The sequence below is a fragment of the Virgibacillus sp. L01 genome (assembly GCF_052246775.1).
In the GTDB taxonomy this organism is placed as follows: domain Bacteria; phylum Bacillota; class Bacilli; order Bacillales; family Amphibacillaceae; genus Lentibacillus.
The window spans coordinates 273,050-286,365 of sequence record NZ_JBQQCP010000004.1 but is presented as its reverse complement, the minus strand read 5'-3'; the positions used below and the strand labels follow the sequence as shown (position 1 = coordinate 286,365).

The 13,316-nt window shown below is 37.2% G+C and carries 14 protein-coding genes; 1 reads left to right on the top strand and 13 read right to left on the bottom strand.

Annotation, left to right across the window (positions count from 1 at the left end; translation table 11 throughout):
- Position 1: 1 nt before the first annotated feature.
- The 12 genes from qcrB to ndk all read right to left on the bottom strand — a co-directional run bounded on the left by qcrB (position 2) and on the right by ndk (position 11,623).
- Positions 2-676 (bottom strand): menaquinol-cytochrome c reductase cytochrome b subunit, encoded by a 675-nt coding sequence (gene qcrB, locus ACTWQM_RS10275; RefSeq protein ID WP_375053156.1) that lies wholly within the window; start codon positions 674-676, stop codon positions 2-4.
- A gap of 3 nt (positions 677-679) precedes the next feature.
- Complete coding sequence (locus ACTWQM_RS10270; RefSeq protein ID WP_443258081.1) at positions 680-1,195, bottom strand: ubiquinol-cytochrome c reductase iron-sulfur subunit; 516 nt, start codon at positions 1,193-1,195, stop codon at positions 680-682.
- Between the two features lie 157 nt (positions 1,196-1,352).
- Positions 1,353-1,823: a YpiF family protein gene (locus ACTWQM_RS10265; protein ID WP_443258080.1), complete on the bottom strand. Its 471-nt coding sequence runs from the start codon at positions 1,821-1,823 to the stop codon at positions 1,353-1,355.
- 98 nt (positions 1,824-1,921) lie between these two features.
- Complete coding sequence (locus tag ACTWQM_RS10260; protein ID WP_443258079.1) at positions 1,922-2,494, bottom strand: ReoY family proteolytic degradation factor; 573 nt, start codon at positions 2,492-2,494, stop codon at positions 1,922-1,924.
- 41 nt (positions 2,495-2,535) lie between these two features.
- Positions 2,536-3,801: a tetratricopeptide repeat protein gene (locus ACTWQM_RS10255; RefSeq protein ID WP_443258078.1), complete on the bottom strand. Its 1,266-nt coding sequence runs from the start codon at positions 3,799-3,801 to the stop codon at positions 2,536-2,538.
- 115 nt (positions 3,802-3,916) lie between these two features.
- Complete coding sequence (aroA, locus tag ACTWQM_RS10250) at positions 3,917-5,203, bottom strand: 3-phosphoshikimate 1-carboxyvinyltransferase (protein WP_443258077.1); 1,287 nt, start codon at positions 5,201-5,203, stop codon at positions 3,917-3,919.
- A 28-nt stretch (positions 5,204-5,231) separates the two neighbouring features.
- Positions 5,232-6,332, bottom strand: coding sequence for a prephenate dehydrogenase (locus ACTWQM_RS10245; RefSeq protein WP_443258076.1), 1,101 nt, complete (start codon positions 6,330-6,332; stop codon positions 5,232-5,234).
- A gap of 2 nt (positions 6,333-6,334) precedes the next feature.
- Entirely contained in the window at positions 6,335-7,435 is a 1,101-nt protein-coding gene (gene hisC, locus ACTWQM_RS10240; protein ID WP_443258075.1) for a histidinol-phosphate transaminase, read from the bottom strand.
- 28 nt (positions 7,436-7,463) lie between these two features.
- The gene (aroB, locus tag ACTWQM_RS10235; RefSeq protein WP_443258074.1) at positions 7,464-8,531 is read right to left on the bottom strand and encodes a 3-dehydroquinate synthase; all 1,068 of its coding nucleotides are present in this window, start codon (positions 8,529-8,531) and stop codon (positions 7,464-7,466) included.
- Complete coding sequence (gene aroC / locus ACTWQM_RS10230; RefSeq protein WP_443258073.1) at positions 8,531-9,697, bottom strand: chorismate synthase; 1,167 nt, start codon at positions 9,695-9,697, stop codon at positions 8,531-8,533. Before aroC ends, aroB begins: the two co-directional genes overlap by 1 nt.
- Positions 9,698-10,344: 647 nt before the next feature.
- On the bottom strand, positions 10,345-11,118 hold the full coding sequence (locus ACTWQM_RS10225) for a CheR family methyltransferase (RefSeq protein ID WP_443258072.1): 774 nt from the start codon (positions 11,116-11,118) through the stop codon (positions 10,345-10,347).
- A gap of 58 nt (positions 11,119-11,176) precedes the next feature.
- Positions 11,177-11,623 (bottom strand): nucleoside-diphosphate kinase, encoded by a 447-nt coding sequence (gene ndk, locus ACTWQM_RS10220; protein WP_443258071.1) that lies wholly within the window; start codon positions 11,621-11,623, stop codon positions 11,177-11,179.
- A gap of 423 nt (positions 11,624-12,046) precedes the next feature.
- On the opposite strand from ndk, the gene ACTWQM_RS10215 reads away from it, so the two are divergent.
- Positions 12,047-12,232 carry a hypothetical protein gene (locus ACTWQM_RS10215; protein WP_443258070.1) on the top strand — a complete coding sequence of 62 codons (186 nt, stop codon included), beginning with the start codon at positions 12,047-12,049 and terminating at the stop codon, positions 12,230-12,232.
- Positions 12,233-12,310: 78 nt separating this feature from the next.
- On the opposite strand, the gene hepT is transcribed toward ACTWQM_RS10215, so the two are convergent.
- Complete coding sequence (gene hepT / locus ACTWQM_RS10210) at positions 12,311-13,282, bottom strand: heptaprenyl diphosphate synthase component II (protein WP_443258069.1); 972 nt, start codon at positions 13,280-13,282, stop codon at positions 12,311-12,313.
- Positions 13,283-13,316 lie beyond the last annotated feature (34 nt).

Below are 13,316 nucleotides of genomic sequence, written 5' to 3'. Positions count from 1 at the left end.
TTTATAGTGGTCCGGAAATTCCTTGTCTTCGTATTAATACAAAGTGTGCTGCCATTAAACCGAACAAGGCAGCTGGTAAGAAGAATACGTGGATAGCAAAGAATCTGGTCAATGTTTGTGCGCCGACAATATTTGCATCACCAGCAAGTAAAGTTTTAATTTGTTCTCCCATAAATGGAACCTGTTCTGCTATTTCGAGACCTACTTGAGTCGCAAAATATGCTTTATTATCCCAAGGCAACAAATAACCAGTAAAACCAAGTCCAAGCATAACAAAGAACAGAAGAACCCCAACTATCCAGTTTAGTTCACGTGGTTTTTTATATGCACCTTGGAAAAATACCCGTAGTGTATGTAGTAGCAACATTACAATAACAACACTGGCACCCCAGTGATGCATACCTCTTACAATTTGGCCATGCGCAACTTCAGTTTGTAGATAGTAAACCGACTTCCACGCATTTTCGATATCTGGAACGTAATACATCGTTAAAAACATACCTGATAAAATCTGGATAACGACTACGAAAAACGTTAACCCTCCGAAACAATAAACAAAAGCTGAGAAATGGTGGGCAGGATTAACATGCTCAGGTACTTCATGGTCTGCAATATCACGCCACAAAGGCGAAATATCTACGCGGTCATCAATCCAATCATATATTTTCTGTAGCATATACTATTTAGCCTCCCCTCGTGGATGTGCACTACCAAGGTATAACATCCCATTTTCAACTTTTTGTTCATATACATCCAATGCGGCTGTTGGTGGTGTATTTGGCACATTTACGCCACTCTTGTAGTACCGGCCGTCATGACATGGACAGTAAAATTGATTTGGATAGTCTTCGCTACCTTCCCATGAAACAACACAGCCAAGGTGCTTACAAATTGGGGAAAGTGCTACTATATCGCCATTATCGTCTTTGTAAACCCATGCGGATTTAGTAACTTCGGACTCATACCAACCATCAACCTGTTTAATTTTCCAATCTACACGTTGTGGTTCGTTTGTAATATCCTCTACTGCCAAGCTAACATTTGCCAAATCTCCAGCACTTGATTCTTGTAATACTGGATCAACAGCCATACGTAACATGGGAACAAGCATACCTGCTGCCATGAATCCACCTACACCAGTTAGTGTATAATTTAGAAATTGACGACGGGATACTTGCTGCTTCTCTTCGCTCATGAATTTCCCCCCTCTATACATTTTTCACGGACAAGATTATATTAATCAGATTACTAGGACATTACCATAATAGCGCAAACTGTTTATCTGGTCAATAAATAATCCGTTTTGACATAAAAGTTTCGTAAATTGATTATTAATTGGCGATTAAATTATTCTAGTCTTTATCTTTCCAGTAAGATCGTATAAGTTCACTTACCTGTCCAACATTACTGCGTATGATGGAATGCATTTCATCTGATTGTAGTGTACCACTTGTGATGCCTGGCAACCAAATTAAAGTTCCACGCAGAGCCTGTTCATTCTTTTTCCAAGTAGAATCAAATGTAACATAAAAAACATGATTGAAAGGCTGTTGTTCTATGTCATCAATCCAAGAATGAATTCGATCTATTTCTTGTTCTTTTTTGGAAGTTTTAAGATAATTATAATTTGGTGTGAGCAATACTCTTCCTGTTAACTCTTTTTCAAGTTCTTGAGAGAAAGCGACTAATACTTCGCGCTGAAATGCATCCTTTTCAAGTACTGAATCGTTAGATAATTGAAAGGGCAACAATGGGACTATTATTGTATCCACATATTCTTTTGCATTTACATACTGCTGTAAATCATTCTTCGTCCATTTCATAGTATACAACCCTTCCCTGCTATCTATTCTTCTTCATATTGGAAAAAATATGATGTTAACTTAAATAGTATCTTAAATGAGCAAAAAAAATCAACCTATTACCTTTGTAAGTTAGGTTGATCTATTTTCATGCTATCCAGTCTATGTAGTTTTTTGGCCAACTCCTGAAAAGTTTGTTGATCTTTTTCATCAAGGGCACGATCTATTTTAACCTGCAATTGATTCTTTTGATACTCGTATAGTGATTTTTCCAGAAGTTGTTTTGCAGTTTCCTGATCTTTTTTAGTAATAAAATACTCATCAGGAATAAATGGATTTTCAGCCAAAACTGCTGCATATAATACGTTCTGATAGGATTTTTTAAAATTCAATTGGATGTATAAGGGTTCATGTTGATTCATTCTGATATCATGAAATGATTTTTCTGCATCAGTAGTTACTAACTGATTTTTATAGAATCGAAATGGTACCTCTTCAGAACAATGACTGGTTATAATAATACCTCTTGGGCAAAACTTTGCTTCGCGCACAAAATGAACATTAGATAATATCTTTTTATGATTTATTAAATAATTTAATATCCAAACACTTTCACGCTTCTTTAACTGATAATGATTTAAAAACCATTGAATAAAACTTTTCTTATCCTGCACGGAAATAGGAGTATGCATTCGTGAAACTAACCTCCCTTAACATCCATAATTTTTTTATATTATAGTTCTCTTGATTGTTTTAGTCGAGCAATATATTCTTCGACATCAACATCTAATGGTTGTTGTTTTAAATATTCTTCAAATATACGGATTGCTGTTTCCATCCTCCCTTCTTCTGTTAGAAAGTATCCATACTCTTTCAGAAAGTCACTGTCTTGGTTTAAGCTATTATATGCTTCGTCATAGTGCTTTAATGCATTGTCGTACGATTCAATTTCATTATATGCTCGTGCAAGCTCCCATTCATAAAGAGGATCATTTGCGCCCATTCCTTTAATTTCAACAATCAGTTCAACGATTGTTTCCTGATTATTTTGTTTTTTAAGCAGCTCAATTAAAAATAAAACTGCTTCTTTATAGTCAGGATCAAGTGCTATTGCCTCACGCACCAATTTTTCACTTTCACTATCTTCATTTAATTGGTGTGCTAAAGAACCGGTAAAGAAATATAGTTCTTTATTAAACTCATCAACCTGTAATCCCTGTTTCGCTGTCTCGTATGCTTCTTTAGGCATTTCTTCTGCTTCATATGCCTTTGCTAATTGGTAGTATGCAGCATGGTAATAGGTATCAAGTTCAATCACTTGCTTCCATGCTTTAATGGCAATATCACGTCGGCCTGCATGCAGGGCTGTGAAACCATATTTAAATATTGTATCTGGATTCTCACTATCAATATCCTGAAAGATACTTAGTGCAACTTCATATTCTCCTATTGCTGCGTATGCTTCAGCTATACGGTCATTAATCGGTACATTGGCCATTTCATTTGTAATGGGTAGTATTTTTTCATAATACGTAATAGCATTTTTATATGAACCGGTAGAAAACAGCAGTTCAGCTAGAGCAAAGTCAATGATAGGTTCATTGGGCTCATATTGCTTAGCAATTAACAGTTTTTGTTCTGCCACTTCAAAAAGACCCTGCGCCTGATACAGATCTGCCAGCTGAATCATACTCTGAACAAATGCTGGATCATCTTCTTCAATTTCACTAAGTAGATTAATTGCCTCTTCATCATTTTCAAGCTCCGTATACACATCTGCAAGCATTACCTTGATTTCACTTTCTTTCGGAAATTTCTGTAACAATTCTTGCAGTACGTTACTTGCCTCTTTTAGAAAACCCCATTGAATATAAAGTTCTGCAATTGTATATTTTTCTTCATCATCAGCCTTAGGTAAATAATTTTCCAAGAGTGAAATAGCTTTTTCTGATTGTTTATTTTCCATTAAATTAACGGCTTCCATTATATTGGTGTCCACTATGAACTTCCTCTCTTTTGTTCGTGCAAAACTATCTGATGCATTTTATCATACAGAAAAGTGTATTTTTGTTCAAACAGAAAAGAATCTGCACATAAACAGATTCTTTTCCAAACTAACTACTTATTGATTTAAGATCCTGAAAGAAATTAGGATATGAAATGGCTACAGAAGCTACATCATCAATTATAACTTCCTCACGAGTTACTAAGGATGCGATCGCATGCATCATGGCAATACGATGATCATTATAAGATTTAACTTTTCCACCAATAAGTGCAGTATTCCCTTTAATAACCATACCATCTTTTGTTGGCTTCACATTACCACCGATACTAGTTAATCCTTCTACTACAGCTTCTATTCGATCTGTTTCCTTTAATCGTAGTTCTGCTGCATCACCTATCACTGTCTCACCCTCAGCCTGGGTTGCCAAAAGTGCAATTATCGGAAGTTCATCAATTAAACGCGGAATGATATCACCTTTAATTTCAATCCCTTTTAATTTTCTGTAGGAGATGGTTATATCCCCAGAATCTTCTCCGCTAATAGTTTGTTTATTTGTGATAGATATAGAAGCCCCCATTTCTGTTAATACATCAATAACCCCTGTTCGTGTATCGTTCAATCCAACATTTTTCAAAGTCAAGTTACTACCTGGAACAATTGCGGCGGCTACCATGAAGAATGCCGCGGAGGAAATATCGCCAGGTACAAATACATCTGTAGCAGTCAGGGTCTTGCTTCTAATCGTGATAGTTGTATCCTTTATAGAGATATCCGCCCCAAAAGCTTTCAACATATTCTCTGAGTGGTTTCTGGTTGCTGTTGGTTCAGTAACCTCAGTAGTTCCATCAGCAAAAAGGCCCGCTAATAATATAGCCGATTTAACTTGGGCACTTTTCACAGGTAAGGTATATCGGACTCCACTCAGCCCTTCCCCTTTAATTGCCAATGGTAAATAACTGCCATTTCTTCGTCCGTCAATAGTAGCTCCCATTTGCTTTAAAGGGATGATAACACGATCCATTGGTCGAGATGTCAACGAACCATCTCCATAAGCAGTAGTGAAGAATGGCAAGCCGGATAACACTCCAAGCATTAGTCTGCCCGTTGTCCCAGAGTTTCCAAAGTAAATTGGTTCGATTGGTTCCTTAAAATGAGATAAACCATTACTATGGATATATACTGTTGTATTATCTACCTCAATCTCTACACCCAGCAATCTGAACGCATTAATAGTTCGATGACAATCTTCTCCAGGTAGAAAATGAGTGATTTTTGTAGTTCCTTTTGCAAGTGAACCAAGAATAACTGCCCTATGGGATATAGATTTATCTCCAGGGACTTGTAATTCGCCGTTAAGAGCATTTGAACAAGGTGATAACTTCATATCCTTCAAACCTATTCACTTCCTTCTTCATTTCTTGCTATTTTTCAACCATCAATTCATATCCATTACTATGTAATAATTGATAGCTTTCCTGCTGGTCCTCTATTGTTGGTACACTTAACCGCAAAACGCCAGTAATTCCTTCTCGTATCTCCAATATTTGCATATTTTTAATACTGATTTCCTTCTTAGCCAATAGTTGAGCAACAGATGCAATTGCACCAGTTTGGTCTCGTATATCAACATATAAATCATAAAAGGACGGGATTACTCCTTTTTTGGTTGTTCCCAAATCGTCTCGGTAATCCTTTGCCTGGTGCAAATAAGAGCTTAAACTTACTTTATCATTTTGTTCGAGCATCTGCTTTAGTTCATGCATTTCCATGATCCAGTCATCAATCAGGTGCATCATTTTTCCTTTATTATGATAAAAGATGTCCTGCCACAGTTCGGGGTTACTGGATGCTATGCGAGTAATATCCCGAAACCCACCAGCTGCAAGCTTTGGAATAAATGAATGTGTATTCTGCCATTTCTTGGCCTGATGAACGAGGGCAGACGCTATCAAATGAGGGAAATGCGAGATAACCCCAGTCATTTCATCATGATCATTTGCTTGCAGCACTACAAAATTACTCTTTGTTTCTTTTAGCACAGCTTTTAATGAGTTTATCATCGGGTCAGTGCATTCAGCAGTAGGAGTGAGAACATAAATGGCATTCTCAAATAAGTGCCCTTTAGCTGCTTTGATTCCCTTTTTATGTGACCCTGCCATCGGATGACCGCCAATAAATTTAATCTGTTTATTCGTTAGTGCTTTTGCAACGTCATTAACAGGCTTTTTGACCGACGACACATCTGTAACAATTACATCATGATCAAAGGTTAGTTGATCTAACTCCTTCATAAATTTAATTGTTTCAGTGATTGGTGTACCCAATATAATAATATCGGCCATTAAAGCGGAATCTGCAATAGTGGAACAAGACTCATGAATAATTTCATTCATGAGCGCAAATTCAAGTGTTTCTTTATTTGTATCATAGCCAATTATATGGTTCTCGTCTGATTCACCAACACTCTTAGCAAGTGAGCCCCCGATTAATCCTAAACCGATTACGAGAATTCTTCTTTTCATGACTATCTCTCCTTGCTTATATCCAGGTGTAATTGGTAAATAATATCCTGCAGTTGTTCCATATCATCTTCATTTCCGATTGTTATGCGAACTGTATTCAGACAGCCCAAGCCATCGCCTGACCTTACAATATATCCATTTTCCAGTAAGTGCTGGAATATTTCATCTCCACTTTTTGGAGTAGAGACCAGTAAAAAGTTTGTTTGTGAATCATAATAATGCCAGCCTATTGAATCTAAAAACTGTTGAAAGTTATCTTTTACACTTCTGTTCCTTGACGTTGATTCTAAAATAAACTCATCATCGTCAAGCGCTATTAACGCCGCCTTTTGTGCAATTGACGATGTATTAAACGGTCCTCTAACTACATCCAGATTTGCAATAAGAGCTTTATTTGCTATTCCATATCCAATCCGCAAACCTGCCAATCCATATGCTTTAGAGAACGTACGTAATACGAGTAAATTATTATAGCTCGATAATCTATCTAAACTATTTGATTTCAAACTTTCTTCAACGTATTCATAATAGGCCTCATCTAAAACGACAAGCACATGCTTTGGACACTTTTCCATAAAATATTCAAAATCATCTTTTGGAATTAGACTTCCTGTTGGATTATTAGGTGAACACAACCAAACCACATTCGTGTTTTCATCAACTGCGTTAAGCATTCCATCGAGATTGTGATAACCATTTAGGGTTGGCACTTCTTTAACTTCTGCTCCCTCGATTCTAGCGTTATGCTTATATTGCGGGAATGTTGGCGCAGGCATTACTGTATTTACACCTGGATAAAGGAATGCACGTCCTACCATTTGAACAATTTCGTCTGTTCCACTACCAAAAATGAGTTGCTTTTCGTTAACGCTCAGTTTGTTTGCCACCGCTGTACGTAATTCCGCTGTATATCCATCAGGGTAAATATCAAATGAAGGCAATTGAGCTGATAGGTATTTATCTATCTGATTGGAGTATCCAAACGGATTTTCATTTGATGCCAGTTTGACAATTCGTTCTAATCCAAATTCTTTTTTCACTTCATGCAATTGTTTTCCTTGTTTATACGGGGTCATTTCCTTCAAAATTTGTTTTCCATTCATTTCATACTCCCCCACTCTTCATTCGTATTTACTCTAATTCCTTCAAAAAGGTATCTAGATAACATAATATGTCCTCGTCGCTTATTTTAACAACGACAGGTTGTGCAATACCTTTCAAAAGAACCATTTGTATTGTTGTATCTACTGTTTTTTTATCTAATTTCATTCGATTCAGTACTTGTTTTTTATTTATATTTGTCAACTGTATCGGATACGCATTTAGGTTTAACCACTGCAACAACTGATCATAAGGAAGCCTAACTGAAAATAGCTTTTCACTTACATGTAAGGCGAATAATAGTCCAATGGCAACCAGTTCTCCATGTGTACGGGTACCATAGCCGAGAATAGATTCTAATGCATGCCCTAATGTGTGCCCCAGGTTCAAATGTTTACGTACACCTGATTCACGTTCATCCACCTCAACAACAGAAGCCTTTATTTCAATCCCTCTGTTTAACTGATCAGCTAAGACATTATTTGTTAATGAAGAAAGGTCTGAAGCTAGTAACGATTGGAAGAAATCATAGTCCTGGATCAATGCTTCCTTAATCAGTTCAGCGTAGCCTGACCTAATTTCTTTTTCGTCTAAGGTTTGAAGTGTTTGTACGTCATAGACAACTGCGGCAGGGGGATAAAAGTTACCAATCAGGTTCTTCCCTTGCTCGTGATTTATCGCAACTTTTCCGCCGACACTGCTATCATGGGCAAGAATTGTCGTTGGCATTTGGATATAATCAACCCCGCGCATATAGGTCGCTGCAACAAAACCTGCTACATCACCAACTACACCACCACCTAGAGCTATAATAAGTGACTGCCTATCTAATCCGAATTCAATCGCATTCGTATGCAATTGGTAAAACGTGTTTAGATTCTTTGATTTCTCACCATATGGAATGATCGAACAATGGACATGCTTATGGGATAAGGTATTCTTTATCCCTTCTAAATAATGTTTTGCTACTACTTCATCTGTAATAATAAAAATAGATGAGTAATCCTTTGGCAAAAAGGAATTTAAGTCATATCTTATGTTTTCGCCTATATAAACATTGTAGGTATTTGAAGCAGATTTTACTTTAGTTGCTTTCACTAAAAACACCTTGTTTCTTCACGGTAATCTTTTATTGCTTTCTGTAAAGCCGGAAACTGATCGCTTGGAAATTGTTCGGTAATTGCTTTCGCAAGTTCAAACGCAACAACATGTTCCACTACAACAGAAGCAGCAGGTACCGCACAAGAATCTGAGCGCTCAACACTTGCATTAAACGGTTCTTTTGTCTCTATGTCAACACTTTGCAGAGGTTTATAGAGGGTTGGGATTGGCTTCATTACTCCCTTTATTACGAGGGGCATACCAGTTGTCATTCCTCCCTCAAATCCACCTAAACGGTTCGTCTTCCGATAATAACCAACGTCTTCGTTCCAGGCGATTTCATCATGGACTTTGCTGCCATTTTTTCGAGCAGCCTCAAAGCCTAAGCCAAATTCAACTCCTTTAAAAGCATTGACACTCATGACACTGCCAGCGATTCTGCCATCCAGCTTACGGTCATAATGTACATATGATCCAACACCAGCTGGCATTCCTTCTACGTATACCTCGACAACTCCGCCAATCGAATCTCCTTCTTTTTTTGCTTGATCAATCGCATCCATCATTTGTTGTTCTACATTTTTATCTAACGTTCGAACAGGTGATTCTTCAGATGTCGACTTCCTATCTTCCATTTTCATAGACGGGTTGTCTTCTGCTACGATACCAGCAATTTCTTTCACGTAACCTGAAATTTCGATTCCCAGGTGTTTCAAAAGTGTCTTAGCAACAGCACCTGCTGCAACTCGAGCAGCGGTTTCTCGTGCCGAAGAACGTTCAAGTACATTACGCATATCGCGATGGCCATATTTCAATGCTCCATTCAAGTCAGCATGACCAGGTCTTGGACGAGAGACAGTTCGTCTAACTTTTTTATCACCTTCAATAGGATCCTCTCCCATTATATCTATCCAATGTTTAAAATCATCATTGTGTATCACTAGTGAGATAGGTGACCCTAGTGTGTATCCATGGCGAACACCACTTGTGATTTCCACCAAATCCTTTTCAATTTGCATTCTTTTTCCTCTGCCATGTCCTTTTTGCCTGCGAAGTAATGATTCATTAATATTATCTGTTACTAAAGGCATATTTGAGGGGATTCCTTCAATAATTGTAGTTAATTGTTTACCATGTGATTCACCTGCAGTTAAATAACGCATGAAACCTCCTCCTTCTCGATAATTTTGTATTACTATATCATATCTCATTTTACTTTTGTTGTATTTAGTAAAAATTTTCAATACTTTCTTATTGCATAAGTGAAACTAGGGCTTGGTAGTATGCCATGTTAACCATCGTAATAGATATAAACTGCAACGTAACTTTACGTGGTTTGCTTCCATCCTTTATAAGTGCTATGAAACCGCTTCGGAAATACACTTCGCGCACCTACATCGCTGCGTAGTCTCATCTAGGCCTCAGCTCACACAGGAGTCTACGTGTATTTCCATCGCTGCTGACTGGAATATAGGAACCGCTATAGAATAAATGGTGACAGTTACACTAGTCCGGGTGAGCGGAGGGCGGTGACTCCAGCGGGAAAAGCACGTGTCCGAAGACTCCGCATAGCAACTAAATGAAGGCCGACTAAAACCGTCCTTTGCAGACAACGTCGGCATACCCCTTGCCGGGGCAAGGAGGCTGGGTCGTGCCCGTGGAAAGCAACCGCCCGTAGTGATCCTGGACGGTGGGACTATAGTTTTAAGAGGTTATTCCAACTGTTAGTTCTCATTTTATATCTATTATGTCATAAACAATAAACGTTTAGAAAACAGTTATAAAGGAAGTTCAATAATAAATAATCGTTCTAATTTTTCTTATAAAAAAATGTATCTATTAACGACATATTATATTTATCAGGACTGAATATTTGCTCAGTACTGCCGACAAACAATACACCATCACGTCTTAATGAATCCGAAAAATTCTGATAAATTATGGTTTTCGCTTGGTCGGTAAAGTATATCAGAACATTTCGGGACACAATTAAATCCATGTTGCGAGGGTACCCATCAGCTAATAAATCATGCTTTTTAAAACGTACATGCCGTTTTACAGCGTTATCAATATGGTAAAAACCAGATTCCTGTCTAAAGTATTTATGTTTTAGAGAGTCAGGTAATTCTTTAAGTGATTGCTCTGTATAGATTCCTTCTTTCGCTCTTGCCAGTACCATATTATCAATATCTGTAGCTAAAATCTCGAACTCTGTATTTGGGAAGTGTTCCTTCATCATCAACGCTATACTATATGGCTCTTCCCCTGTAGAACAAGCTGCACTCCATATTGATAACTTCCTGCCGTTATTCAATAAAGAAGGCAGAATAACAGATTGCAATACTTGCCATCTTTTCGGGTTACGATAGAATTCAGAAACATTTATCGTAATACGATCGAGGAATTCATTTAAAAGTAATCCATCCTGCGATATCGCTTTAAAATAAGACTTAAAGCTTGGATATCCGCGTTTATCCCGCAACGATGTAAGACGACGCTTCATTTGTGTTTCTTTATATAAGGTTAAATCAATTTCTAATTTGCGCTTAATATCTGAGACAAATTTTATGTAATCTTGTGACATCTAATGAACGCCTCTTTCATGTTAAAAAACCCCCGTTAGAAAACGGAGGTTCGAATAATTAGTAAATCCATTCACTATCTTGTTTTGAATAAGACAACACATCATCTTTATTAAAAAATAAGTTAATCTCTCTTTCAGCACTTTCTGGAGAATCTGAGCCATGGATAATGTTTTTCCCAACAGTCACGCCAAAGTCTCCACGAACTGTTCCTGATGCAGCTTCAAGTGGATTAGTTTTCCCCATCATATCGCGAGCAATCGGGATAACATTTTCGCCTTCCCATACCATCGCAAATACTGGTCCGGAAGTAATAAATTGAACTAATTCTCCAAAGAAAGGTCTCTCTTTATGTTCACCATAGTGAGTCTCAGCTAAGTCATTGGAAATGTTCATTAGCTTTGCACCAACTAATTTAAATCCTTTACTTTCAAAGCGGTTGATAATTTCACCAACTAAATTACGTTGAACGCCATCTGGTTTTACCATTAAAAATGTTTTTTCCATGTTTGCACCTCATTTAGTATGTATTTTTTCTTATATAAGCAACCTTTAAAATTTTAACAAACTTTTATTGAAATAACAATTATATACACTATTTTTTAAAAGACTAATCTACTACTGCAGAGTAATGAAGGAAAATAATTTAAGATCTATGAACCACTTCGGAAATACATTACGCTTTCGGCGGAAGGCTGACAAAACCTCCTCGTGCTGGCAGTCGAAGTGGATCCTCGTTCTGTTAAAAGCAGAAAATCAGCCAATTTTGAAGTAGAAGTGACAAATAGCGGAACGAGGATCCGTACCCAAGCATAAACGAGTTTTTTTTGAAAACTTGGCTTATCGCCAAGCCTTAATACAGATAAGCCTTAGTTGCACTTATGCAGTAATAAAGTATTTATACCTTCTTACTACCAAGCAAATAACGGTATGAGGATCCGCAAAATTAGTAAACCTGATCTCATACTATTAAAAATGAGTTCTTCAACAATTGGCCGAATTTATGCTGATTATTATGTGATTGCTAATGTTATTGGCATCTGTCTTCTCCAAATCGAAAATAAAAACCAATTTTCTTCTTGCGATGTAATGCTGCCGACGCTTTCCTTGTTCTAAGACATCACAAATCAGAAAAGTATTTCACAGTGTCGCATTTATATTCAATGCAATAAACTTTTAGAAAACAGACACTATCTACGAGCGTCTCTTGCCAATATATTTTGCAATACTCTGCAAAGTTTGTTTGGCCTTGTGGTTTGGGATTGTCACTAATTCATTTAATGCCTTTTTTAAATAATGGTCACTTATCTTATAAGATTCAGTTATTGCATTTGTTTTCTTTAACTCAGTCAATAAGTTAGCCATTTGTCTTTCAGAAACCTGATTGGGATCCTTAAATGTGTCCTTTACTAAATCGCTAAAATTTTTATCTTTCATTGCAACTAAAACAGGTAATGTGATGTTTCCCTGTAAGAGATCATTTCCAGCAGGTTTGCCAAGTTCATTTTCAGAAGCCGTGAAATCAAGAATATCGTCAATAATCTGGTAGGACATACCTATGTAGTATCCATAACGATATAGTTTCTCTGCATCTGCTTCAGGTACATCACCAGCTATTGCACCCAATTTACAGCTTGTAGCAATTAATAAAGCTGTCTTACGTTTAATCCTGCGGAGATAACTCCGTAAGTTCTGATCCCAATTATATTTATCTTTAATTTGTTCTATTTCGCCCGTAGCCACTTGTACCATTGTTTTAGAAAGAACACGATGTGCAGTTGGCTTTGAGAGTGCTGTTATGTTTTCCAGCGCTCGAGCAAGTATGTAATCACCTGTATACATTGCAACACGGTTCCCATAGAGTTGTTTAATTGTAGGTTTACCTCTTCGCAATTCTGCATCGTCTATTACATCATCATGGACCAATGAAGCCATATGTATTAATTCTAGCGATACCGCAACCGTTTTAATGCGATCGATATTGTAGTTTCCAAGCTGTCCGCATAACAACACAAAAACAGGGCGAATTCGTTTCCCCCCTGCCTGCAGTAACTGTGTAGACGCCTCACGTAATACATCGTTGTCTGCTTGAATAGCGTTACTTAAAGCATACTCTATAATATCCAGTTCTTTGTTTAAATACCCGTAAGTTTTAGATAGTTTCATGCATGTCACCTTTTACTTTAAGTTCCGAACTAAA